The organism is Actinomadura kijaniata NBRC 14229 (genome assembly GCF_001552175.1).
Lineage (GTDB): Bacteria > Actinomycetota > Actinomycetes > Streptosporangiales > Streptosporangiaceae > Spirillospora > Spirillospora kijaniata.
Genome location: NZ_BCQR01000090.1, coordinates 1 through 23,098, shown reverse-complemented (window position 1 = coordinate 23,098; position 23,098 = coordinate 1). Strand labels below are relative to the sequence as shown.

Here is a 23,098-nt window from a genome sequence, read left to right as displayed (position 1 = left end):
TAGGACAGTGGGAGTCAGTCTGAGCAAGGGCGGCAACGTCTCTCTGACCAAGGAGGCTCCCGGACTGACCGCGGTCGTGGTGGGTCTGGGCTGGGACGTGCGCACCACCACCGGCACCGACTTCGACCTGGACGCCAGCGCGCTGCTGGTGGGGGCCGACAACAGGGTGCTGTCGGACCAGCACTTCGTGTTCTTCAACAACCTCAAGAGCCCCGACGGCTCGGTGGAGCACACCGGTGACAACCTCACCGGTGAGGGCGAGGGTGACGACGAGCAGATCAAGGTGAACCTGCAGGGCGTTCCCGCCGAGGTCACCAAGATCGTTTTCCCGGTGTCGATCTACGACGCCGACGGTCGCGGCCAGAACTTCGGCCAGGTCCGCAACGCCTTCATCCGGGTGGTCAACCAGGCCGGCAACGGGGAGATCGCCCGTTACGACCTGTCGGAGGACGCCTCCACCGAGACCGCCATGGTGTTCGGTGAGCTGTACCGGAACGGCCCGGAGTGGAAGTTCCGCGCGGTCGGCCAGGGCTACGCCTCCGGCCTGTCCGGCATCGCCGCCGACTTCGGGGTGAACGTCTGACCCGACGCGTGACGGCGTAGGGCCCCGGCGGTGACCGCCGGGGCCTTTTGCCGTCCTGACGCCGTGTCGGGTTCTCGCTAGCCGTCGTCGCGGGGGACGACGGCCCAGGCCTCGATCTCGGCGAGGAAGGCGTCGTTGACCAGACCCGACACCTCCACCAGGGTGCTGGCGGGGGTGACGCCCGCGGGCAGGTGGCGGTCGCGCACCTCCCGCAGGATCGCGACCTGACCGATGTCGCGCAGGAAGAACCCGAGCCTGACCACGTGGTGCCAGGTGGCGTCCGCCGCCTTGAGGGCGGCCGACAGGTTGGTGAAGATCTGGTCGAGCTGGGCGCGCAGGTCGCCCTCGCCGACCAGGGTGCCGTCGGCGTCCACCGGGACCTGGCCGCTGATGACGACCAGACGACCGGGGACGTCGACCGACACCGCGTGGCTGTAGCCGGGGCCGGCGGCCAGGTCCGGCGGGTCGATCTGGCGGATGTCGGTTCCGTTACGCAGATGATCACTCACGGGGGCCACGTTAGCGCTGGCCACGCTGCGGGCGGTAGGGCGGGTCGACGGCCGTCGGTGGGGGTGGATGCTGCGACAATGGCGCACATGAGCGAACGCAAGCCGATCGAGTCGTGGCTGTCGGACATGGACGGGGTGCTGGTGCACGAGGGGCAGGCGATCCCCGGCGCGGACGAGTTCGTGCGGCGGTTGGCGGAGTCGGGACGGCCGTTCCTCATCCTGACCAACAACTCGATCTACACCCGGCGGGACCTGTCGGCGCGGCTGGCGACGCTGGGGCTGCGGGTGCCGCCGGAGGCGATCTGGACCTCGGCGCTGGCGACCGCGCGGTTCCTGGCCGACCAGCGGCCCGAGGGATCGGCGTATGTGATCGGCGAGGCGGGACTGACCACGGCGCTGCACGAGGCCGGGTACGTGCTGACCGATCTGGAGCCGGACTATGTGGTGCTGGGCGAGACCCGCACCTACAGCTTCTCGCAGATCACCAAGGCGGTCCGGCTGATCGAGAACGGGGCGCGGTTCATCGCCACCAACCCCGACCCGATCGGGCCGTCGCTGGAGGGGTCGCTGCCGGCGACCGGCGCGGTCGCCGCGATGATCACCAAGGCGACCGGGGTGGAGCCCTACTTCGTCGGCAAGCCCAACCCGCTGATGATGCGCAGTGCCCTGAACGCGGTCGGCGGGCACTCGGAGTCCACCGCGATGATCGGTGACCGGATGGACACCGACGTGGTGGCGGGCGTGGAGGCCGGACTGGAGACGATCCTGGTGCTCAGCGGCGTGACCCGCAAGGAGGAGGTGGAGCGGTTCCCGTTCCGGCCCTCCCACGTGGTGAACTCGATCGCCGACGTCATCCCCATGATCGGCTGAACCCGCCGGCGACGCTTGGCCGTGGAACGCGCCATACCTGTCCCGGACCCGCCCGAAGTGACCGTTGATGCGTGTGTGACGCACGGGGCGCGTTAGGATCTCCGGGTTTGCTGATCGGGTAGCGGCGGGACGTGGCGGGGGCACGGCCACAGGACGCCGGGGTGCGCGGCCTCGTCGGGGGCGGGCGTGCGCCCGGGTCCGTCCGTCGCTGCCGGCGCGCCGATGTGCTCGGCCCCGTGCGGCGCCTGACGTGACCGGAGCAGCGGTGCACAACCTCAAGGAACCCCTGGCTCCCGCACGCCCGCGGCGCTCGCGCCGCGGCCGGGGGGTGTGGCTGGCGGCGGCCGGGGCCGTGGTGCTGGTGGCGGGCGGCGGGGGCGTCGCGGTGATGGTCCTGGGCGACCATGGCAGCGCCGGTGAGAAACGGCCCGACCCGGCGCCGCCGTCGTCGACGTCGGGGGGCACGGGCGGCCGCACGGTGGTGCGGACCGCGCCGCCCACGCCGTCCTCGCCGCGCGGGCCGGTCGTCAACGGGCGGCGCCAGCCGCCGCGGGTGGCGGTGCCGGTGTCGGGCCGCGGCCGGTACGCGGTGGTGCCGGGCACCGCCCCGGCGCCCGCCGGGTCCAGGGGGGCCGTGGTGCGGTACGCGGTGGAGGTGGAGCGGGGGCTGCCGTTCCGGGGCGAGGAGTTCGCCGCGCAGGTCCACCGGGTGCTCAACGACCGGCGCAGCTGGGGGCGGGGCGGGCGGATGCGGTTCGTGCGGGTGGCGGGCGGGCCGGTGCGGTTCCGGGTGGCGTTGACCAGCCCGGCGATGACCGACCGGCTGTGCCTGCCGCTGCGGACCGGCGGGCAGCTGTCGTGCGGGCAGAACGGCCGCGCGGTGATCAACGCGCGGCGGTGGGGCCAGGGCGCGGCCTCCTACGGGCGGGACCTGGCGACCTACCGCGAATACGTGATCAACCACGAGGTCGGCCACCTGCTGGGCCACGGGCACCAGAACTGCCCGGGCCCGGGAAAGCGGGCCCCGGTGATGGTGCAGCAGACCAAGTCGCTGTACGGGTGCCGACCCAACCCCTGGCCGTTCCCCAAGGGCTGACCCAAGGCCGGACCCCCAAGGCCAGACCCTCAAGACCGAACGGGGCCGCCGTCGCCCTTGGAGCCGCTCTGCGAACCCATCCGCGTGGGTGGGCGCATGGCTCCCGGAACGAGCTCGGCGGTCAAGCCGCCGCCCCGGCCAGTCCATCGCAGATGGGCTGGCCGGGGCGGTCTGCGTGCGGCGGCGGTTTGGGTCGGCGAAGTGCCGGACTGGGCCGAGCGGGTCAAGCGGGATGGGGGAACCTCTGGCGGTGGCTGCGCCCGTGTCCTGGCCGAAACCGGGACTATGATGATCTTGTCGGGTGGGGGATCATCGGCACGGTGGGCGCATCGTAGGACCGATCACCGCTCGTATCTGGACGGTCGGAATGGGCAGACGCGGAGGGCGGCCGGACCATGGGGCCGTGGTCGGCGAGCTGATCGGCGTCATCATCGTCCTCGGCTTCCTGGGCTTGGTCGTCCGGGCGGAATGGATGATCATTACTGGTCACGAGAACGCGGGCGACACCGTCGAACGCGTCTGGGGCGGAGTCATCTACTTCTTCCTCGGCCTCGGCGCCCTCGGGGGCCTGCTCCAGCTGATGTTCGGATCTTCGACTCGGGAGGCCGACAGCAGAGGCGGGGTCGAATTCGGCCTAGGCGACGGCGACGACGACCCAGGCGGCTGACGCTCAGCGTGATGGGGGCGAGAAACCCCCAGGTACGTGGGGTTCGGTGGTGACGGTGCTCATCACGGGGCGGTGGTCGGTGAATCCCGCAGAGGGCGCATCCGCCAACATCCGCCGGACCTGCTCATGCGACAGCCCCACATGGGGGTCCAGCCCACATGCTCACCGATCCGACGAAGCCCCCAGCCCTCGTCCCGCGCGGCCGCCGGGGGTGGTGGTGCCGAGGTTTTCGCGCGGGGAGCGGAATCCGAACTCGCGGGTGCGCAGCTCGGCGACCCTGGTGATGAGGTCTTTGAGAGAGCGGCCGTACCGGTCAGGCTGGGCACCAGCAGCGTGCCTCTGATCAGCGGCGGGCCCTCGTTTGCGGCTGATGACACGTCCGTTGATGGCACCCGGTGTGGCCGTGGCCGATTCGGATTCGCTGCCGTGCCCTGGTGCCGGTACCACGTCCGGTGGCGTTCGGCCCGGTCGGGCGGGCTCGGGCGGCGGGCCGTACACTCGTACTGGTCATGCGAATGATCAAGCAGTCGGGCTCCCACGAGCTGGAGATCCGCAAGTCCCGTTTCGTGTGCACGCTGGCCCGGGTCGGCACCGAGGCCGAGGCGGTGGGGTTCCTGGCGGCGCACCGGCGGGCGCACCGGGACGCCACCCACAACTGCACCGCCTACGTGGTGGGCGAGCACGGGGAGATCACCAAGAGCAACGACGACGGGGAACCGGCCGGGACGGCGGGCATCCCGATGCTGGAGGTGCTGGTCCGGCGGGAGCTGACCGGCGTCGCGGCGGTGGTGACGCGGTACTTCGGCGGGGTGAAGCTGGGCGCGGGCGGGCTGGTGCGCGCCTACGGGCAGGCGGTCGCCGAGACCGTCGAGGCGGTCGGTGTGGTGGAGCTGCGGCCGGTGGTGACGGTGACGGTGCGGGTCGACCACGGGCTGGCCGGGCGTTTCCTGGGCGACCTGCACGGGCGCGGGGCCCAGCCGGGCGAGGTGCGCTACGGGGCCGGGGTCGAGGCCGACGTGGCGGTGCCGGTGCCGGAGCTGGCGGGGTTCGAGGCGTGGGTGGCCGAGGTGACGGCCGGGCGCGCCGAGGTGGAGCGCGGCGCGCCCGGGTATGTGGAGGTCCCCGTCCCCTGACCGCTGACGTGTGCCGTGCCGGTGTGCGTGGGGCCGGCGCGTGTGGGGCTGCCGGTCATGCGGGGACGGCGGGGCGGCAGTGGCGGCAGGGCCGGTATCCGGCGGCGCGGGCCTCGGCCAGGGTGGCGAAGCCGTGCCGGTGGGCCGGGGTGATGCGCCGGGCGTTGTGGCAGGTGGGGTAGCACACCACGCCGGTGGTGTCGGAGGCCAGGAAGTGGACGCGGTGGCGGGCCAGGTCGGTGACCTCGTCGAGGTTGACGTTCTCGGCGCGCAGCAGGCGGATCTTGGTGTCGGCGCCGAAGATGTACTGGCCGGGGCTGCCGTCGGAGCGGGTGACGCGGTGGCAGGGGATCAGCAGCGGGACGGGGTTGCGGCCCAGGGCCGAGCCGACGGCGCGCACGGCCTTGGGGCGTCCGGCCTGGGCGGCGATCCAGGCGTAGGGGCGGGTCTGGCCGCGGGGGATGGTGGCGGCGGCGCGCAGCACGGCGGTCTCGAAGTCGCTGAGGCCGCGCAGGTCCAGGCGCAGGCCGCCGGGGCGTCCGGCGCGCAGGGCGGGCAGCAGCCCGGCGGGGGGCCGGTCGGCGGGCAGCAGGGGGCGGGCGAAGCGGGCGCGGAAGTCGGCGGTGAAGGCGGCGGTGTCGGTTCCGGGACGCAGGTAGGCCACGCCGTGGTCGGTGAAGGCGATCTGCAGGTGCGTCAGGTCCTCGGCCGGGTCCGGCTCGGCGTCCGGGTCGCCTGGCGCGCGGTGTTCGGCCCCGGCCAGGAAGGGGGCGGGGATGGTGATGCGGCGGGCGACGATGCGGTCCAGCAGGGTGGGCGGGGCGTCGGCGGTCAGGTCGCCCAGCGCGGCGGCGGTCTCGGCCAGCGCGTTGGTCTCGGTCGGGTCGGGTGTGGCGTGGGTGGGTGTCATCGTGGGTCCCCCGGGGTGGTGCTGGGTGCGGTGGTGCCGGATGTGGCGGCGCCGGGTGTGGTGTGGAGTTTGCGGAGCCGGGTCAGGCCACGGGAGATGTGGGATTTGACGGTGCCCTCGGGCAGGTCGAGCACGGTGGCGATCTCGTGGATGGGCAGGTCGCCGACGTGGCGCAGGACGACGGCGGCGCGTTGGGCGGGGGGCAGGCGCTGCAGGAGGGCGGCCAGTTCGCGGCCGGTCTCGCGGTGGGTGACGGTGGTCTCGACGCCGGGGGAGGGGTCGGGGATCTGGTGGGCGGTCGGGTCGGGGGAGTCGTCGGCCCGGGGCCCGGTGAGGGGTGTGGTGCGGGGGCGGCGGGCGGCGGTGCGCAGGCCGTTGCGCCACAGGTTGGTCAGGATGGTCAGCAGCCAGGCGCGGGGGCGCAGGGCGGCGATGCGGTCGGGGCCGTAGCCGCACAGGGCGCGGTAGGCGCGCAGGAACGTCTCGGCGGCCAGGTCCTCGGCTTCCTGGCGGTGGCCGCTCAGGCGCAGGGCGGTGGAGTACACCGCGTTCTGGTAGGCCTCGTACAGGGTGGCGAAGCCGAGGTCGGCGTCCAGGGTCAGGTCGGCGATGACCCGCAGGGCGGTGGGGTCCTGCGCACCGCCCTGTTCGGTGCCGTGTCCGCCGGTCTTCTCCTTGTCCGGGTCGGTGGCGGATGTGGGGTGGGGTGCCGTCGTGGGTGCCGTCACCTTTCCGGAAACCCCGCGCGGGGAGGCGGGGTTGCGGGGCGGCGGTGTGGCGCGGGTCACGTCGGCCTGGGTGGGATGGGGCCGGTCAGCCGAGCCAGCCGGGGCGGATCATGCCGGTCTCGTAGGCCAGGACGACCAGTTGGGCGCGGTCGCGGGCGCCGAGTTTGGCCAGGATGCGGCTGACGTGGGTCTTGGCGGTGGCGGGGCTGAGGACCAGGCGGGCGGCGATCTCCTCGTTGGACAGTCCGGCGGCGACCAGGTGCAGGACCTCGCGTTCGCGGTCGGTGAGGGCGTCGAGTTCGGCGGCCGGTGGCGGGGCGGTGATGCGGGAGGCGAACTCGGCGATCAGGCGGCGGGTGACGGTGGGGGCCAGCAGGGCGTCGCCGCGGGCCACGACGCGGACGCCGTGGATGAGTTCGGGGGGTTCGGTGTCCTTGACCAGGAAGCCGCTGGCTCCGGCCTTGATGGCGCCGTAGACGTAGTCGTCCAGGTCGAAGGTGGTGAGGATGACGACCCTGACGCCCGACAGGTGGGGGTCGGCGATGATGCGGCGGGTGGCTTCCAGGCCGTCGAGGACGGGCATGCGGATGTCCATCAGCACCACGTCGGGGTGGTGCTGCCGGGCCTGGTGAACGGCTTGTTCGCCGTTGCCGGCCTCGGCGACGACGGCGATGTCGTCCTCGCCTTCCAGGATGGAGCGGAAGCCCGCCCGCACCAGCGTCTGGTCGTCGGCCAGTGCCACGCGGATCACGTTTGGTGGTCCTTTCCGGGGTCGTGCTCGAGGAGTTCGGCAGGTGGGAGGTCGGGAGCGGCGGGGTCGGCGGGGTCGGTGAGGGGCAGGCGGGCGTGGACGCGGAAGCCGCCGCCGGGGCGGGGTCCGGCGGTGAGGCGGCCGCCGACGGTGGCGGCGCGTTCGGCCATGCCGCGCAGGCCGTTGCCGCGGTCCAGGGCGGCGGGGTCGGTGGGGCCGGTGCCGTCGTCGTCGATCCGCAGGGTGACCGCGTCGCCGGTGTGGTGGACGGTGACGGTGGCGGTGCGGGCCCCGGAGTGCCGTAGGGCGTTGGTGAGGGCTTCCTGGACGATGCGGTAGCCGGCCAGGGCGACCGGGGCGGGCACGGACGCGCCGCTGCCGGTGCCGCTATCGGTGCCGGTGCCGGTGCTGGTGCCGGTGTCGTCGTGGGTGTGCAGGTCGACGTGCAGGCCCGCGGCGGTGGTCTGGTCGGCCAGGTCCTGGAGGCGGTCCAGGGTGGGGGCGGGCGTGACCGGTTCGGTGTCGTTCTGGTCGAGCTGGCGCAGGACGCCCAGCACGCCGCGCAGTTCGCGCAGGGTCTGTTTGCTGGCGGCCTTGATGGTGGCCAGGGCCTCGTAGGCGCGTTCGGGGTCGTCGCGGCGGTGCAGGGCGGCGCCGGCCTGCACGTTGATCAGGGAGATCTGGTGGGCCAGCACGTCGTGGAGTTCGCGGGCGATGCGCAGGCGTTCCTCGGTGGCGCGGCGCTGGGCCTGTTCCTCGCGGTCACGTTCGGCGGCGGCGGCGCGCGCCTCGGCGGCCAGGACGCGGGCGCGGCGGTTGCGCACGTACATGCCGAGGGCGGACAGCAGCAGCAGGGTGGCGGTGAGGAAGGCCACGGCGGGGCCGTCGACCAGGGCGCCGTTGCCGTCGCGCTTGAGGAAGGCGACCAGGGGGATGGCGGCGTTGATGACGATGACGGCGCCGAGGGGGACGGCGGGGCGGCAGTGGACGGCGGCGTTGAACAGCGCGGCGAAGAACACCACGCCCAGCGGCCCGTCGGGGTAGCCCAGCGGGTAGTACAGCGGGACGACCAGGGTCAGCACGACCAGGGTGATCACGGGGTGGCGGCGCCGCACCGCCATGATCAGGGTGCCCAGCAGGATCAGGACGACGCCGCCGGGCCACAGGTCGCGGTCGGTGAGGCGTTGGGCGTTGGCGGAGGTGGCCAGCACGACGATGGCGAGCACGACGGCCAGGGTGACGTCGACGGCGGCGGTCACGGCGCCCGTGCGTCCCCTGCCGGGGCCGCCGGGGCTGTCGGCGGGGGTGCCGGGGGTGGTGCCAGCGGCGGTGCCAGCGGCGTCCGGTCCGCGCAGCCGCCGCGTCACCCGGTCCCACAGGGTCGTCACGGCCCCACCGTATCGGAGGAGGCCGGGGGTGACTTTCGTCAGTGCCGACGGTGATCGCGCGCTTGTAGCGTGGCGGGCATGAACGGCCCTGCTCGGCTGCGCGATGGCCTGGTCACCCGGCTTCGCGCGGCGCCTCACGCCCTTTCCCGTACGGTGCGCCCCGGTGGGGCGGGTCCGGTGGACGTGGTGGGGGTGGTGCGCGGGGCGGTGGCGCGGCCGTCGCGCCGCGCGGTGTGGGCCGATGCGCTGCTGGGGCTGGGGTTGGCGGTGCCGGTGGTGGCGGGGACGTTCCTGCCGGTGCGGATGACGGCCGCCTGGTGGGCGCAGGCGGCGGGGCTGGCGATGGTGGCGGCCGCGGTGCTGGTGGCGCGGGCGTTCCCGGTGGCGGCGCTGCTGCTGATGTCGCTGGCGCTGCCGTTGCACGGCAACTTCGTGTTCGCCTTCCCGGTGATGGCCTATCTGGCGGGGCGGCGCACGCAGGCGGCGCGGCCGGTGCTGTGGGTGTTCGTGCTGATCCTGCTGGGCGGCGCGACGCTGAACCTGGCGCGCGGGGTGAGCGTGACGGTGTGGTTCCCGCTGACGGTGTGGCTGGTGCTGCTGGGGGTGCTGCCGTGGCTGGCGGGCCGGGCCTGGCGGCAGTACCAGCAGCTGGTGTACGCCGGATGGCAGCGGGCCGAGCAGCTGGAGCGCGAGCAGCGGATCGCGGCCGAGCGGGAGCGGTTGCGGGAGCGGGCGCGGATCGCCCAGGAGATGCACGACTCGCTGGGCCACGAACTGGCGTTGATCGCGGTGCGGGCGGGGGCGTTGCAGGTGGCGCCAGGGCTGGAGGAGCGCCACCGGAGGGCGGCGGCCGAGCTGCGGGCGGGCGCGGCGGAGGCGACCGCGCACCTGCGGGAGATCATCGGGGTGTTGCGGGAGGACGCCGGAGCGGCGCCGCAGGGGGGCGGGCCGGTGCGTCCTGCGGCCGAGGGCGTGGCGGAGGGGGTCGCCGAGCTGGTGCAGCGGGCCCGGTCCTCGGGGGTGCGGGTCACCCTGGCGGGCGAGGTGGCGGGCGAGGTGGCGGCCGCGGCGGTGGCGCCGATGGCGGCGTTGGCGGTGTACCGGGTGGTGCAGGAGGCGATCACCAACGCGGTCAAGCACGCGCCGGGCGCGGCCGTGGCGGTGCGGCTGGACGGCGGGCACGACGGACATGGCGGGCTGCGGGTGGAGATCGTGAACGGTCCTGCCGCCGATGAGGGGACGGTGCTGGCAGGTGGCGGGCACGGGCTGACGGGGCTGGCCGAACGGGTCCGGGTCGCGGGCGGGACGCTGCGGGCGGGGCCGACCGGCGACGGCGGGTTCCAGGTGGTGGCCGACCTGCCCGCCACGCCACCGCTGCGCCACCCCGACCAGACAGCAGACCAGGCAGCAGAACAGGCGTCGGAGCAGGCAGCGGAGCAGGTGCCCGCGCGGGTCGCCGACCGGGGCGGCGTGGCCGCCGGGGGATCGCAGGTGCCGGGCGGGGTGTCGGAGTCGGCGTTGGTGCTGGCGCGGGAGCGGCGGCGGGTGCGCCGCGGCCTGGCCGATGTGATCATGGTTCCGGCGGGGCTGCTGGCGGTGCTGGCCACGGTGATGGTCGGCTACTACGTGCACGCCACGATGAACTCGGTGCTGCGTCCGGCCGACTTCGCGGCGCTGCACGTGGGGCAGGAGCGGGCGCGGGTGCAGCCGGTGCTGCCCGACCGGCAGGTGATGAGCTCCGACGCCCACCGGGTGTCGGTGCCCGAGCCGCCGGGGGCCGAGTGCCGGTACTACCGGCCCGACGCCAACCTGCTGGGACTGGGCATGATCTACCGGTTGTGCTTCACCGGGGACCGGCTGTCGCACAAGGACGCCTTCCACACGGCCGTGGTGGAGACGCCGCGCGACGACCAGGACCCGCGATCGGACGGAACGCGGTGACCGGGGCCGGTGACAGGGCTGGTGACAGGACCGGTGGTAGGGCTGGTGGTAGGGCTGGTGATGGTGAACGTTGGGGAGGGGACGGGATGGTCCGGGTGCTGCTGGCCGACGACGAGGCGATGATCCGGGCGGGGGTGCGGGCGATCCTGGAGTCCGATCCGCGGATCGAGGTGGTCGCCGAGGCCGCCGACGGGCACCAGGCGGTGGAGTCGGTGTTGGCGCACCGGCCCGATGTGGCGTTGCTGGACATCCGGATGCCCCGGCTGGACGGGTTGGCGGCGGCGGCCGAGCTGGGCCGGGTCGCCCCCGGCACCCGGGTGGTCATGTTGACGACGTTCGGGGAGGACGAGTACATCGCCCGCGCGTTGGCCGGTGGGGCCAGCGGTTTCCTGTTGAAGTCGGGGGATCCGCGCGAGCTGCTGGCCGGGGTGCACGCGGTGGCCGGGGGAGCGGCCTATCTGTCGCCGCAGGTGGCCCATCAGGTGATCCGGCGGCTGGACGGGGGCGGGCGGATGGCGCGGGACGCGGCGGCGCGGCGGCGGGTGGCGGCGCTCACCCCGCGGGAGCGGCAGGTGCTGGGGCTGGTGGGCGAGGGCCTGTCCAACGCCGAGATCGCCGAGCGGCTGCGGGTGGTGGAGGGCACGGTGAAGGCCTATGTCAGCGCGATCCTGACGCGGCTGGAGGTCCGCAACCGGGTGCAGGCCGCGATCGTGGCGTACGAGGCCGGGCTGACCCACAGGAAGGACTGATCCGCCGGCGACCGGTGGGGCCGGGGCGGGGAAAGGTTGGACGGGCCGTGGTCACCGATGTCGGTCGGTGACCACGGCCCGTGGGGTGTCAAGGTGGCGGGTGCGGGGTCAGGCGGGTGCGAGGTCAGGCGGGTGGGCGGCGGTGCCGTCCTCCGGCCTGGGGGGCGTGACCGCTCTGGGGAGGGTGGACCGGCTGGGGGTGCTGGCCGGGCTGGGGCGGGGCGGGCCGCTGGGGCGCGGGGATGCCGCCCAGCACGTCCGGCATGGTCACCGCGGCCGGGTTGTCGTGGTCGTTCCAGCCGCGGCCGGGCGCGCCGAGCGGCCCCTGACCCGACGGCCCCCGACCGTGCGCCGACCCGTGCGCCTGGCCGTGTACCGACCCGTGTACCGGTCCGTGCGCCGGTCCGTGTGTCATGGGGCCCGCACCGGGGCCGGTGGCCGCGACGGCGGCGGGGGCGGGGCCGAGCAGCAGGACCCCGACCGGCATGCGGCGCAGTGTCGTCACCAGCGGCGCGACCAGCCGGACCAGCAGCAGCGCCACCACGGGCGCCACGATCACGCCCAGCAGGTACCCGGCGGCGACGTCGTGGGGGTAGTGGACCCCCACGTACACCCGGGAGAAGGCCATCAGCGCCGCCAGCGGCAGCACCAGCGGCGCCATCCTGCGCCAGGCCACCACGATCGCGGCGGCCGAGGCGGCGGCGATGGTGGAGTGGTTGCTGGGGAACGACCAGTCGCCGTAGGCGGGGCAGGCGGCGATGTTCATCGCGTGCGCGACCGCGCGGCAGGGGCGTTCCTCCTGCAGGAAGCTCTTGGAGATCTCGCTGGTCAGGTAGGCGGTGACCATTCCCACCGGGGCCAGCAGCGCCAGGCCCATCGCCCGCGAGTCGGCGGTGCGGGCCCGCCACCAGCCCACCACGAACAACGCGGCGAACAACAGCAGCCCCGCATCGGTGCCGACCTCGGCCACCGGGTGGGTCCACGACGGCATGCCGTGGGCCCATTCGGTGATGCTGCGGTACCAGTCGGCACTGAAGTCTGGCGCTTGCATACTCTCCCTCACGCTCGAAAACGGCCGCCCCGCCGTCGGGGTCGTTCACCTGTTGGATCCCCGGAGACGGCCGCATCGTTCACTCTATGTTCACGACTTTGTCGAGGATGTCATGTTCGCGGGGGTCAGGGCGGCTTGATCATCTCTCTGGTCGGTTGCGCTGGTCTCGTCGGCGATGTCGGCGCTGCCGGTGTCCTGCGCACCGGCGGCCCGGCGTCGGCGGGCACGCCACCACCGCACGGCCTCCACCACGACCGTCACGCCGATCGCCAGGCCCAGGCCCAGCGCCAGGCCGCGGATCGGGTCGTGTTCGAAGGCCGCGCCGCCCACATAGCCAAGGACGGTCCCGTACACCGCCCAGCTGATCGCCGCGATCGTGGCGAAGAAGGTGAACGAGCGGGCCCGGTAGCCGGTCAGGCCCATCGTCATCGTGACCGCGGTGCGGCCGCCGGGCACGTAGCGGGCCACCACCAGGATCAGTCCGCCGCGTTCGGCCAGGGTGGCCTTGGCCCATTCGACCGCGCGGTGCCGCCGGGTTCCGGGTCGCAGCCACCGTGCCAGCCGTCCGCCTCCGGCGCGGCCCATCAGGAAGGAGATGTGGTCGCCGACGAACGCCCCCAGCGCCGCGACCGCGACGACCGCGAACGGGTCGGGCTGTCCCGACACCGCATACACGCCCGCGGTGATCACCAGGCTTTCGCTGGGCACCACGGGGAAGAACCCGTCGATCGCGGCGACCGCGAACAGCGCCAGATAGAACCAGGGCGAGGCCACGGCCGTCCCCAGAAGATCCAAAAGAGCATCCATGCGGAGGAGCTTAGGAATCAGGACGGGGTGGGCGCATCGGACTTCGGTCGTGTGCACCCCCCACCTTCGGTAGGGGGTGCCCCCCTCCTCCGAAGGATGTACGGCCGCTTCGTCGCCCTGGAGGACGCTGCGGCCGCGGCCGCGTGTGATGCTGGAGACGCCGCCGAGCCGATCGCCGATCAGCAGGGCGTCGGTTCCGTTCGGCGGCCGTGGACCGCACGCCAGGAAGAGCCGCCGATGGACCAGCAGCCCGATCCGACCCCGCCGACCGCTCCCGCCGGATCCGCCGGATCCGCCGACCGGCCCCTCGACCGGTCCGGTGGAGGGCCCTTGCGGATCCGCGCCTCCGACAGCGACCGCAACGTCGTGATCGAGCGGCTGGGCGACGCCCTGGCCGAGGGCGCGCTGGACACCGTGGAGTACAACCGGCGGCTGGAGGCGGCCACCACCGCCGTCACCCAGGGCGATCTGGCGCCGTTGACCGCCGACCTTCCCGAGTCGCAGGCGGCCCGGCGCAGGGCCGAGGCCGCGCGCCGGGCCGCCCGGGCCGAGGCCGACAAGCGCGAGTGGTTCAACGAGTGGGGCTACTGGGGCGGCGGCGCCCTGATCATGACGGTGATCTGGGGCATCGCCTGCCTGAGGGACGGTGAGCTGCGGTTCTACTGGCCGGTGTGGCCGCTGGGGATCTGGGCGGCGATCCTGGTCTCCTACGCCCTGTGGCCCGAGCGCGACAAGGACGACAAGAGCGGCAGGGGCAGCGGGGCACGGTAGGAACGGCGGGGGCGCTCCGGCCGGTTCGGTTCGGATCGGTTCAGGTCGGTTCCCGGCCCGGCCGGAGGGGAAATGCGGTCGCGTTGGGACCGTTCCACCAGCACAATGATCGTCTTGTGACGTTTCTGCACGTTTTCGATATGGATGGCACGCTGCTCACCGGGACCACCGCGAGCCTGGAGGTGGCGCGCCGGGTGGGGACCCTGCCGCAGTTGCGCGAGCTGGAGGACCGGTTCGCCGCCGGGACCCTGGACACCCGTGGTTTCTCGGCCGAGCTGCGCCGGCTGTGGGGCGACCTGACCGCCGAGCAGGTCGCCGCCGCCTACCGGGGCGCGACCTGGATGGCCGGGATCGCCGAGGTGTGCGCCGACATCCGTGCCCGCGGCGAGCACTCGGCCGTCATCACCATGTCCCCGGACTTCTTCGCCCGGCATCTGCTGGGGCTGGGGTTCGACGAGGTGGTGGCCTCCCGTTTCCCGCCGCTGCCCTTCACCGGGCCGCTGGAGCCCGCCGACGTGCTCACCCCCGAGGACAAGGTCCGCCTCACCGACGGTCTGCTGGCCGCGCGCGGCCTGACCCGCGGTGACTGCGTCGCCTACGGCGACTCGATGTCGGATGCCCCGCTGTTTCGCCACCTGTCCCACACCGTCGCCGTCAACGCCGACCACCACCTGGCCGACCTGGCGGCCCTGGACTACCGCGGCACCGACCTGTGGGAGGCCTACCGCCTGGCCCGCACCCTGCTGCCCGCCTGAGGGCCGTCTCCGGCGGGCGGCAGGGTGTCCGCGCGGGGGCGGGCGGGGGTTGTTCGACGGTTATTCGACGGTCACGCTCTTGGCGAGGTTGCGGGGCCGGTCGATGTCGTGTCCCAGCGTCAACGCCGCGTGGTAGGCCAGCAGTTGCAGGGGGATCGTCATCAGGATGGGGTCCAGTTCCGGTTCGTTGCGCGGCACCAGGATCACATCCTGCGGCGGCAGCCCCGGGACCGGCGAGTGCGCCACCACGATCGTGCGGCCGCGCCGGGCCGCGATCTCTCCCAGCGTGGTGAGGTTCTTGTCGCGCAGCTCGTCGTCGGGCAGCACCGCCACCGTCGGCAGTCCCGGGTCGATCAGCGCCAGCGGGCCGTGCTTGAGTTCGCTGGCCGGGTAGGCCTCGGCGTGCAGGTAGGAGATCTCCTTCAGTTTCTGGGCGCCCTCGCGCGCCACCGGGAAGCCCCGTACCCGGCCGATGAAGAACGCCGCCCGGTGTTCGGCCAGTTCCCGCGCCACCCGCGCGATGTGCTCCTGCTGGGCCAGCACCTGCTCGATCTGCTCGGGCAGCGCCCGCAGCCCGGCCGCGATGCGCGCCCCCTCGGCCGGTGACAGGTCGCGGATCCGTCCCAGGTACAGCGCCAGCAACGCGAACGCCACTCCGGTGGCGGTGAAGGTCTTGGTGGAGGCCACCGACACCTCCGGTCCGGCGTGCAGGTAGATGCCGCCGTCGCACTCGCGGGCGATGGCGCTGCCGACCACGTTCACCAGTCCCAGCACCCGGCCGCCCTTGCGGCGCAGCTCCTGCACCGCCGCCAGCGTGTCGTAGGTCTCCCCGGACTGGCTGACCGCCACATACAGCGTGTCGGGTTCCACGACCGGGTTGCGGTAGCGGAACTCCGAGGCCGGTTCGGCGTCGGCGGGGATGCGCGCCAGCTCCTCGATCAGCTGGGCGCCCACCTGTCCCGAGTAGTACGCCGTCCCGCATCCGATGATCTTCACGCGGCGGATCGCGCGCGCCTCGCGCGCCTCCAGGTTCAGCCCGCCCAGGTGGGCGGTGTGGAAGCGCCCGTCCAGCCGGCCCCGCAGGGCCCGCCGCACCACCTCGGGCTGCTCGGAGATCTCCTTGGCCATGAAGTGCGCGTGCCCGCCCATCTCGTAGGCTTGGGCCTCGCCCTCCAGCCGCGAGGGCTGCTTGACCGTCGCGGTGGCCTCCAGCGTGAACGTCCGGTAGCCCGAGGCCGACAGCACCGCCAGCTCACCGTCGTCCAGGTGCACCACCTGGCGGGTGTGCCCCACCAGCGCCGCCACGTCCGAGGCCGCGTACATCTCGCGGTCGCCCAGCCCCAGCACCACCGGCGAGCCGTTGCGGGCCACCACGCACTCACCGGGCCGCGCCGCGTCGATCACCGCGATCCCGTAGGTCCCCACCACCTGCGTCAGCGACGACCGCACCGCCTCGGCCAGGTCCTGGACGCCGGAGGTGGCGATCAGGTGCGCCAGCACCTCCGAGTCGGTCTCGGAGGAGAACTCCACCCCCTGGGCCTCCAGCTTGGCGCGCAGTTCCTCGGCGTTCTCGATCACCCCGTTGTGGACCACCGCCACCGTGCCCGACACGTGGGGGTGGGCGTTGGCGTCGCTGGGCTCGCCGTGGGTCGCCCACCGGGTGTGCCCGATCCCCACCGGCCCCTTGAACCGTGCCGGCAGCCCTTCGGCGCACTCGCGCACCCGGCCCTTGGCCTTGCGCACCTTCAGCGCCCCGCCGCGTCCCAGCACCGCCAGGCCCGCCGAGTCATATCCCCGGTACTCCAGCCGCTGCAGTCCCTCCAGCACGATCGGCACCGCGTCCTGCGACCCCACATACGCCACGATCCCGCACACGTTCCCTCAACCCCTCATCCGTAGACGATGCGCCGCAACTGCCGTTCGCTCAGCTGCGGCGGCGCGACCCGGCGCGCCGCCAGCTCGGCCGCCACCCGCCGGAAGATCTCGGCGTTGGTCAGCCCCTTGGCCTGCAGTTCGGCGTGCCTGCGCCGCACGAACACCTCCACCGGCTCACCGAAGTAGGCCAGCACGTCGGCCACCACCCGCGCCGCCTCGCCGGCGCTGAGCGGACTGGTCCGGGTCAGATGATCGATGAGGTCCTCATGCAGCACCCGCCGAGTATGACCAGCCGTCCCCGCGAAAACCAACGATCCTGCCCGAAATCGGGCAAGATCAGCCTTTGCGGAGTTCCGAACCCACCTTCTATGACGCCGCCAGGGCTCCGGGAGTTCTCCGGCTCGCCCTTCACGGCGATCGCCGAGACCCGGCGGGCGGCGTCGTGACGGGCCCCGGCGTTCCGTGCCCGCTGGGATCCTTGATGGGTCAGGCCTGCAGGTGCAGACCGAAACCGCTGCGGCCCGGCGCCTCCAGTCCCTCGCGGAGCCGCACCGACGGCATCTCATAGTCGCCACCGTTCTGGCGGCGGTACGGGACGGGGTCGGTGTCCTCCAGGGTCAGCAGCCGCTTCCTCCACTGCCCGGCCGCGTCCGCGAAGGCCTCGGGCGTCATCCGCACCGTGCGGTACAGCACGAACGGCGGCAGCACCTGCATGCCGGGGTGGTAGAGGATGCCGTGCTGGATCGGGTACAGCAGGTCGTCGATCGGGCCGTTGATGCCGCGGTCGGAGTAGTGGGACTCGGGGCCGCCGACCGTCACCGACACCAGGGCGCGCTTGCCCTGCAGGACGCCTTCGCCGAAGCGGTCGCCATAGCGCGTGTCGTTGTGCTCGCCCACGCCGTAGCCGAACCCGTGGGTGAACACGCGGTCCACCCAGCCCTTGAGGATCGCGGGCATCGTGTACCACCACAGCGGGAACTGCAGGATCACGGTGTCGGCCCACCGCAGCTTGTCCTGTTCGGCGCGGATGTCGGCGGTGAGCGCACCGGCCCGGTAGGCGCGCCCGGAATCGCGGACCGCATCCAGCGGGCGGGAGGCGGCGGCGCCGAAGTCGTCGGCGTCGATGGTGGACTTCCAGCGCATCGCGTACAGGTCGCTGACCTTCACCTGGTGGCCCGCGGCGGTCAGGGTGTCCACCGCGATGTCGGTGAGCGCGCCGTTCAGCGACCGCCGCTCGGGGTGGGCGTGCACGATGAAGACTTTCATATCCGCTCCTGAGGTCGATCAAGGTCGATCGAGGTCGATGTGGCCTCGATGTGGTCTCGATCCTTGTGGGCGCGGACGGTGCGATTCAGGGACGCTTGCCCCGTAGGTCCGGACTTCCTGGTACCGGCAGGGCCACCCGGCGCGGGGACGCGGCACCGATACTGGAGCGATGGACGATCTGGCTGACTTCCTGCGCACACGGCGAGCCCGGGTCCGTCCCGAGAGCGTCGGCATCCCCGCCGATTCGCGCCGCCGCGTCAGCGGGCTGCGGCGTGAGGAGGTGGCGCACCTGGCGGGGGTGAGCGTCGACTACTACATCCGCCTGGAGCAGGGGCGGGCCCGCCGGCCTTCGGCGCAGGTCCTGGACGCGCTGGCGCGGGTGCTCGGGCTGGACGGGGTGGAACGCGAGCATCTGCACCGGCTCGCCCACCGGCTCGCCCACCGGCCGGCGCACGCGCCGCAGCGGCCGTCGGCGGCGCGGCCGCGCCCCGAGTTGCTGCGGGTGCTGCACCTGGTCGCCGACGCCCCGGCGTTCCTGATCGACCACCGTCTGACGGTGCTGGCCGCCAACCGGCTGGCCGACCTGCTGTACGGCCGGCCCGCGCAGGGGCTGAACCTCGCCCGGCACCTGTTCCTGACCGAGCAGGGGCGCGCGCTGTTCGCCGACTGGGAGGACTGCGCCCTGGACGCCGTCGGCCATCTGCGCCTGTCGGCCGGGCGCCACCCCGACGATCCCGAGCTGGCCTCCCTCATCGGCGAACTGGCCATGCGCAGCCCGCGCTTTCGCCAACTCTGGGCACGTGCCGATGTCCGCACCCGCACCCACGGCCGCAAGGCCTACCACCACACCTTGGTCGGCTACCTGGAGCTGCACCAGGAGAACTTCGCCCTCCCCGACGGCACCGGCACCGGCACCGAACTGATCGTGCAGTCGGCCGCCTTCGGCACCGCCGCCCACGACAACCTCCGCCTGCTGGCCAGCCTCGGCGCCACCGGTGATCCCGCTCGGGCTGGCGACCCGGTCGCCTGAGCGGAGGTGAATCCCGGCCGGGGCGACGCACACCGGGCGTGATCGGCGTCCGCGCGGTGGCGGAACGCGCGGTGGCGTGGCGTTGTGGCGTGGCGTTGTGCGCAGGGATGACGAACGGCCCGTCCGGTGAGGGTCTGGACGGGCCGTTGGTCATGCAGGGTGGGGGACAGGGGTGTCTACCACCTGACGACGAGCTTGCCGGCGTAGGCGATCTTCTCCCACTGCGTGGCCTTGAGCTTGCGCTTGCCGTGGGCGGGGTCCCAGATCAGGTAGGTCGACTCGTTCCAGTTGGTGGTGTCGTCGAAGCCGTAGATCACCACGTAGTGGGCGACCGCCTTGCCGGCCTTGGGGTACCAGCTCTTCTTGGCGTAGACGGTGAGGACCAGCGGCCCCTGGCCGCGGAAGTAGGAGTAGCGCGTCGCGTTCCACAGGGTGGGGTTCTTGACGCTGCGGTGGGCCTTGTACTTGGTGCCCTTGGTCTTCCAGGCCTTGTTGATGTAGTTGGTCATCTCGCGGCCCATGGCGATCGGCGAGGTGAAGCCGATCTTGTTGGTCGCCATCTTCTTCGCGAGGAAGCTCTGCGTGCCGCTGCCGACCTTGGCGTGGTAGCTCAGGGCGCTGGCGGCCGCGGCCGGGCCGCACCAGTTGCCCTTCTTCTGCCGCTGGCCCTTGATGCTCATGCTCTTCCAGTAGGCCGCCGCGGTGACCTCGTCCGACGGCGGCTCCCAGAGGATCTTCCAGTTGTGCTGGGGCGCGGCCGGCGCCTGCACGGTCGCCGCCTGGGTGGCGGGAGCCTTGGCGGTGGGGGCCTGCGGGGCGGCGAAGGCGATCGACGGGGTGGCCGTCGCGACGCCCGCGGCGACGAGCACGGAGGCTATGCGGGTGGAGGCACGCGCCATGTTCTCTCCAGGGGGAGGGGGGTGTGGTGGGCGGTTGAAGGCCGGTTGGAGCCCAGAAGGACTATGGCGATCTGGGGCTCTGCGCCGATAGGCGCGTAGGGGCTATCTTCGTCGCCCTCGCATAGGCCTCGGGAACTACCGGCGGTGAGGCCGGGGCCCGGGTCGCCGGGCGGCGGGCGTTCCTTGTGCGACCGCGTGAGGCCTGCGCCCGCCGGTGCGGGGGGTCCCGCCGCGCCCTGCCAGGCCCGCGCCGGACCGGCGGATCCGGGCGCGATGCGACTGGGACGTTGAAGTACCTAAGCACGACAGATTCCCCGTTGTCGGCGGCTGCCTAGCTTTGTGGTCAAGACGAACGACCACGAAGGGGAAAGCACATGAGCGACATCAACGAGCTGGTCCAGAGCTACCTCGCCGCCTGGAACCTCACCGACGCCCAGGCGCGGCGGGCGGCGCTGGCGGAGGTGTTCGCCGAGGACGCCACCTACACCGACCCGCTGGTGTCGGTGCGGGGCCGCGACGGCCTGGACGCGACGATCGCGGCGGTCCAGGGCCAGTTCGGCGGGCTGGTGTTCAGCCTGGCCGGGACCGTCGACGCCCACCACGACATCGCCCGCTTCACCTGGCACCTGGGGCCGGAGGGGGCCGAGCCGGTCGCCATCGGGTTCGACGTCGCGGTCATCGACGACGACGGCCGCATCAGCCAGGTGCTCGGCTTCCTCGACAAGGTGCCGACCGGAGCCTGACCTTCGCCTCGCCCTGCCTCGCCCTGCATCGCCCTGCCTCGGCTCGGCACAGGCCACCCAGGAACCGCCCGACCAACCGACCGTCTTTTGGAGGAACGATGACCGCGTACATGCTGGCGCACCTGCGCAGGCCCGAGGAGATCCACCCCGACGTGCTGGAGTACAAGGAGAAGGTCGAGGTGGCTCTGCGGCCGTTCTCCGGCCGGTTCATCGTGCGCGGCGGTGAGGTCGACGTGCGGGAGGGGGTCTGGCCGGGCGATGTGGTGCTGGTGGAGTTCCCGTCCATGGAGCAGGCGCGCGGGTTCTACGACTCGGCCGCCTACCAGGAGATCCTTCCGCTGCGCACGGACCATCTGGAGGGTGATCTGATCATCGTCGAGGGTGTGTGACCGGGCCGCGCCGCTTGGGCCCATCCGGGCCCATCCGGGCCGCCTGGCCGGTCACACGTCGTAGTTGAAGCCGAAGGCGCGCACACCGGTCTCCGAGCGGGGCCGGTGGCTCGTGTTGGCCCCGAACGCGACGTAGGTCCCGGGGCCGTGGACGCGGTCGCCCTCGATCAGTTCGCCCCGGACCACGAAGTAGGCCTCCCCGTAGGTGTCGTGGACGTCGAGGTCGGGCCACTCGGCGCCGGGCGCCAGGTCGATGACCCAGGTCCTGATCCCCTCCATTCCCGGGAGCATCCGCACGTGAATTCCCGGGCCGATCTCGACGGCGGGGACGGCGTCGACGTCGACCGGCAGTATCTGTCCGGGCAGGACCTGTTCGGGCGTGGTCATCGGGTCAAGGTACTCACAGTCCCAGATCGGCGGCAAGATCCTTCAGTTCGCCGCGGGAGGCCACGCCCAGCTTGGGATAGGCCTTGTACAGGTGGTAGCCGACCGTGCGGTGGCTGAGGAACAGCTGCGCGGCGATGTCCCGGTTGGACAGGCCCTGCGCGGCCAGCCGCACGATCTGCAACTCCTGCGGGGTGAGCGCGGCCGCCACCCCCGCCCCGCCTCGGCCTGGCCCACCTTGCTTACCTTGCCCACCTGGCCCAACTTTCCCGCTTTGCCCTCCTCGGCCGTCCCCGGTGCGCGGTCCGCGGTCGGGGGCGCCGGTCGCGGTGAGCTCGCTGCGGGCCCGTTCGGCCCAGGGCTCCATGCCCAGGCGGTCGAAGACCTCCAGCGCGCCGTTCAGCAGGCCCCGCGCCTCGGCCTTGCGGCGCGCCCGGCGCAGCCACTCCCCGTACAGCAGGGCCGTTCTGGCGTATTCCAGCGGACGGCTGTCCTGGTCGTGCAGTTCCAGCGCCGCCGTATAGGCCTGCTCGGCCTGCTCGTCGGTGCTGAGCAGGCCCCGGCAGCGCAGGACCAGCGCCTGGGCCCAGGGCTGGCGGGCCGAGGCGGCCCACCGTTCGAAACGCGCCAGCGGTTCGGCGGCGCGTTCGGGCGCTCCGACCCGTACCGCCGACTCCACCAGGTCGGGGGTGGAGCGGGTGGCGCAGATGTGGTGGCGCATCGGTTCGCGGGCCAGGCGCTCAAAACGGGCCAGGGCGGCTTCGGCGCGTCCCAGTCCCAGCTCCAGCAGGCCCAGTGACCAGTAGGCCCAGGGCGCGCCCGGGGAGGTCACTGCGGCGGCCGCCCCCGCCAGCGCGGCCTCGGCGTGTCGCCGGCAGGCCTGCTCGTCGCCCTTGGCCGCCGCCAGGTAGGCCAGCACGCTGGTGAACTGGCTGACCCACTGCCGCTGCCCGGTGTCGTGGGCCAGGCCCAGCGCCTCGGTCGCGGTGGTGAGCGCGTCCAGGTGGCGTCCGGTGAACACCTCGCCCTCGGCCATGAAGAACAGCACCGTGGGGAGCCGCCCGGCCCCGCCGCGCGCCCGGTGCCCGGCCGCCAGCGTGGTCGCCAGCTGGTAGGCGTCGGCGTCCTGGCCCCGGGCCAGCGCCGCCCCGCACAGGATCAGCAGGGTCTGGTCCGACACCTGGCCGCGGCGGCGCACCGCCTCCAGCGTCTCGCCCAGCGGCGGGGGCTGGGACCGGCCAGGACCCTGCCCCGTGTCCTGCCCCGTGTCCGGTCCGGGGTTCAGCAGGTGCACCAGGAAGCGGGCGACCGGCGCCAGGGGGTCGGCGTCGGCCAGCGGCAGCGCCGACAGCCGCTCCAGGGTCGCCGCCAGCTGCCGTTCCCCCAGGTACCAGGAGGTGTGCGTGGCCTGGATCAGCATCTCGGCGGCCTGGGCCGAGCCGGTGTCGTCAAGGAGCGCGGCGCCCTCCAGCAGCCGCCGGTGGGCGGCCGGATGGTCGCCCTTCCAAAAGTCGGCGAGCGCCTGGACCTGCGCCAGCCGGGCCCGCACACCCGGAGCCGCACCGGCCTGGGCCGTGTCGGTGCGTGCTGCGCGGCGGCCCAGGTCACCGGCCCGTTCCAGGTCGCCGGTCTCCAGGGCGGCCTCGGCGGCCAGGGCCTCGCGGCGGGCTCGTTCGGCGGGGTCGGCGCTCAGGCGGGCCGCGCGTTCGTAGGCGGCCGCCGCGGCCTGGTACCCGCTGCGTTCCCGGGCCCGGGAGGCGGTGTGCTCCAGCGCGGCGGCGGCCTGCCGGTCGGGGCCGGTGG

General features: G+C 73.2%; 25 protein-coding genes. 12 read left to right on the top strand and 13 right to left on the bottom strand.

Features of this window, described 5'->3' with window-relative positions:
- Positions 1-7: 7 nt before the first annotated feature.
- Positions 8-583 (top strand): TerD family protein, encoded by a 576-nt coding sequence (locus AKI01S_RS26675; protein ID WP_067823760.1) that lies wholly within the window; start codon positions 8-10, stop codon positions 581-583.
- Positions 584-660: 77 nt separating this feature from the next.
- Here the strand turns inward: AKI01S_RS26675 and AKI01S_RS26670 are convergent, their stop codons facing one another.
- Positions 661-1,092: a RidA family protein gene (locus AKI01S_RS26670; RefSeq protein ID WP_245681790.1), complete on the bottom strand. Its 432-nt coding sequence runs from the start codon at positions 1,090-1,092 to the stop codon at positions 661-663.
- A gap of 87 nt (positions 1,093-1,179) precedes the next feature.
- Here AKI01S_RS26670 and AKI01S_RS26665 point away from each other — a divergent pair, with 87 nt between their 5' ends.
- The 4 genes from AKI01S_RS26665 to AKI01S_RS26650 all read left to right on the top strand — a co-directional run bounded on the left by AKI01S_RS26665 (position 1,180) and on the right by AKI01S_RS26650 (position 4,858).
- The gene (locus AKI01S_RS26665; RefSeq protein WP_067823832.1) at positions 1,180-1,962 is read left to right on the top strand and encodes an HAD-IIA family hydrolase; all 783 of its coding nucleotides are present in this window, start codon (positions 1,180-1,182) and stop codon (positions 1,960-1,962) included.
- Positions 1,963-2,212: 250 nt separating this feature from the next.
- Complete coding sequence (locus AKI01S_RS26660; RefSeq protein WP_245681789.1) at positions 2,213-3,058, top strand: DUF3152 domain-containing protein; 846 nt, start codon at positions 2,213-2,215, stop codon at positions 3,056-3,058.
- A 403-nt stretch (positions 3,059-3,461) separates the two neighbouring features.
- A complete protein-coding gene (locus AKI01S_RS26655) occupies positions 3,462-3,725 on the top strand; it encodes a hypothetical protein (protein WP_067823757.1) in 264 nt (87 codons plus the stop codon).
- Between the two features lie 509 nt (positions 3,726-4,234).
- Positions 4,235-4,858 carry an IMPACT family protein gene (locus tag AKI01S_RS26650; protein ID WP_067823754.1) on the top strand — a complete coding sequence of 208 codons (624 nt, stop codon included), beginning with the start codon at positions 4,235-4,237 and terminating at the stop codon, positions 4,856-4,858.
- A 55-nt stretch (positions 4,859-4,913) separates the two neighbouring features.
- On the opposite strand, the gene AKI01S_RS26645 is transcribed toward AKI01S_RS26650, so the two are convergent.
- From AKI01S_RS26645 to AKI01S_RS26630, 4 genes are all read right to left on the bottom strand, one after another.
- On the bottom strand, positions 4,914-5,768 hold the full coding sequence (locus tag AKI01S_RS26645) for a methylated-DNA--[protein]-cysteine S-methyltransferase (RefSeq protein WP_084000287.1): 855 nt from the start codon (positions 5,766-5,768) through the stop codon (positions 4,914-4,916).
- Positions 5,765-6,496: an RNA polymerase sigma factor gene (locus AKI01S_RS26640; protein WP_245681788.1), complete on the bottom strand. Its 732-nt coding sequence runs from the start codon at positions 6,494-6,496 to the stop codon at positions 5,765-5,767. The genes AKI01S_RS26645 and AKI01S_RS26640 overlap by 4 nt, the downstream gene beginning before the upstream one ends.
- Before the next feature lie 85 nt (positions 6,497-6,581).
- Complete coding sequence (locus tag AKI01S_RS26635) at positions 6,582-7,247, bottom strand: response regulator (RefSeq protein ID WP_067823751.1); 666 nt, start codon at positions 7,245-7,247, stop codon at positions 6,582-6,584.
- Positions 7,244-8,635 carry a sensor histidine kinase gene (locus tag AKI01S_RS26630; protein ID WP_067823749.1) on the bottom strand — a complete coding sequence of 464 codons (1,392 nt, stop codon included), beginning with the start codon at positions 8,633-8,635 and terminating at the stop codon, positions 7,244-7,246. The genes AKI01S_RS26635 and AKI01S_RS26630 overlap by 4 nt, the downstream gene beginning before the upstream one ends.
- Positions 8,636-8,812: 177 nt before the next feature.
- On the opposite strand from AKI01S_RS26630, the gene AKI01S_RS52660 reads away from it, so the two are divergent.
- Together AKI01S_RS52660 and AKI01S_RS26620 are read left to right on the top strand one after the other, a co-directional pair.
- Positions 8,813-10,576, top strand: a complete 1,764-nt coding sequence (locus AKI01S_RS52660) for a sensor histidine kinase (RefSeq protein ID WP_067823746.1) — start codon at positions 8,813-8,815, stop codon at positions 10,574-10,576.
- 86 nt (positions 10,577-10,662) lie between these two features.
- Positions 10,663-11,325, top strand: a complete 663-nt coding sequence (locus AKI01S_RS26620; RefSeq protein WP_067823742.1) for a response regulator — start codon at positions 10,663-10,665, stop codon at positions 11,323-11,325.
- Positions 11,326-11,449: 124 nt separating this feature from the next.
- On the opposite strand, the gene AKI01S_RS26615 is transcribed toward AKI01S_RS26620, so the two are convergent.
- On the bottom strand, positions 11,450-12,376 hold the full coding sequence (locus tag AKI01S_RS26615; RefSeq protein WP_084000286.1) for a phosphatase PAP2 family protein: 927 nt from the start codon (positions 12,374-12,376) through the stop codon (positions 11,450-11,452).
- Positions 12,377-12,466: 90 nt separating this feature from the next.
- Positions 12,467-13,183 carry a DedA family protein gene (locus AKI01S_RS26610; RefSeq protein WP_084000285.1) on the bottom strand — a complete coding sequence of 239 codons (717 nt, stop codon included), beginning with the start codon at positions 13,181-13,183 and terminating at the stop codon, positions 12,467-12,469.
- A gap of 237 nt (positions 13,184-13,420) precedes the next feature.
- On the opposite strand from AKI01S_RS26610, the gene AKI01S_RS26605 reads away from it, so the two are divergent.
- Together AKI01S_RS26605 and AKI01S_RS26600 are read left to right on the top strand one after the other, a co-directional pair.
- The gene (locus tag AKI01S_RS26605) at positions 13,421-13,954 is read left to right on the top strand and encodes a DUF1707 SHOCT-like domain-containing protein (protein ID WP_169814024.1); all 534 of its coding nucleotides are present in this window, start codon (positions 13,421-13,423) and stop codon (positions 13,952-13,954) included.
- Between the two features lie 140 nt (positions 13,955-14,094).
- Positions 14,095-14,709: an HAD family hydrolase gene (locus AKI01S_RS26600; protein ID WP_369688743.1), complete on the top strand. Its 615-nt coding sequence runs from the start codon at positions 14,095-14,097 to the stop codon at positions 14,707-14,709.
- Positions 14,710-14,769: 60 nt separating this feature from the next.
- Here AKI01S_RS26600 and glmS read toward each other — a convergent pair whose 3' ends face one another.
- The 3 genes from glmS to AKI01S_RS26585 form a co-directional block, all read right to left on the bottom strand.
- A complete protein-coding gene (gene glmS, locus AKI01S_RS26595; RefSeq protein WP_245681787.1) occupies positions 14,770-16,572 on the bottom strand; it encodes a glutamine--fructose-6-phosphate transaminase (isomerizing) in 1,803 nt (600 codons plus the stop codon).
- A 26-nt stretch (positions 16,573-16,598) separates the two neighbouring features.
- Positions 16,599-16,859 carry a hypothetical protein gene (locus AKI01S_RS26590; RefSeq protein ID WP_245681786.1) on the bottom strand — a complete coding sequence of 87 codons (261 nt, stop codon included), beginning with the start codon at positions 16,857-16,859 and terminating at the stop codon, positions 16,599-16,601.
- Positions 16,860-17,070: 211 nt separating this feature from the next.
- Positions 17,071-17,850 (bottom strand): NAD(P)H-dependent oxidoreductase, encoded by a 780-nt coding sequence (locus AKI01S_RS26585; protein ID WP_067823730.1) that lies wholly within the window; start codon positions 17,848-17,850, stop codon positions 17,071-17,073.
- A 169-nt stretch (positions 17,851-18,019) separates the two neighbouring features.
- Between AKI01S_RS26585 and AKI01S_RS26580 the strand changes: the two genes are divergently transcribed.
- Positions 18,020-18,880 (top strand): helix-turn-helix transcriptional regulator, encoded by an 861-nt coding sequence (locus AKI01S_RS26580; protein ID WP_067823727.1) that lies wholly within the window; start codon positions 18,020-18,022, stop codon positions 18,878-18,880.
- A 176-nt stretch (positions 18,881-19,056) separates the two neighbouring features.
- Here AKI01S_RS26580 and AKI01S_RS26575 read toward each other — a convergent pair whose 3' ends face one another.
- The gene (locus AKI01S_RS26575; RefSeq protein ID WP_157420164.1) at positions 19,057-19,779 is read right to left on the bottom strand and encodes a C39 family peptidase; all 723 of its coding nucleotides are present in this window, start codon (positions 19,777-19,779) and stop codon (positions 19,057-19,059) included.
- Between the two features lie 374 nt (positions 19,780-20,153).
- Here AKI01S_RS26575 and AKI01S_RS26570 point away from each other — a divergent pair, with 374 nt between their 5' ends.
- Together AKI01S_RS26570 and AKI01S_RS26565 are read left to right on the top strand one after the other, a co-directional pair.
- Complete coding sequence (locus tag AKI01S_RS26570; RefSeq protein ID WP_067823721.1) at positions 20,154-20,522, top strand: nuclear transport factor 2 family protein; 369 nt, start codon at positions 20,154-20,156, stop codon at positions 20,520-20,522.
- Positions 20,523-20,620: 98 nt separating this feature from the next.
- A complete protein-coding gene (locus AKI01S_RS26565; protein WP_067823718.1) occupies positions 20,621-20,911 on the top strand; it encodes a DUF1330 domain-containing protein in 291 nt (96 codons plus the stop codon).
- 51 nt (positions 20,912-20,962) lie between these two features.
- Here the strand turns inward: AKI01S_RS26565 and AKI01S_RS26560 are convergent, their stop codons facing one another.
- Both AKI01S_RS26560 and AKI01S_RS26555 read right to left on the bottom strand, forming a co-directional pair.
- Positions 20,963-21,298 (bottom strand): cupin domain-containing protein, encoded by a 336-nt coding sequence (locus AKI01S_RS26560; protein ID WP_067823715.1) that lies wholly within the window; start codon positions 21,296-21,298, stop codon positions 20,963-20,965.
- Between the two features lie 13 nt (positions 21,299-21,311).
- On the bottom strand, positions 21,312-23,098 hold a 1,787-nt coding region (locus AKI01S_RS26555; RefSeq protein ID WP_169814023.1), incomplete at its 5' end, for a helix-turn-helix domain-containing protein.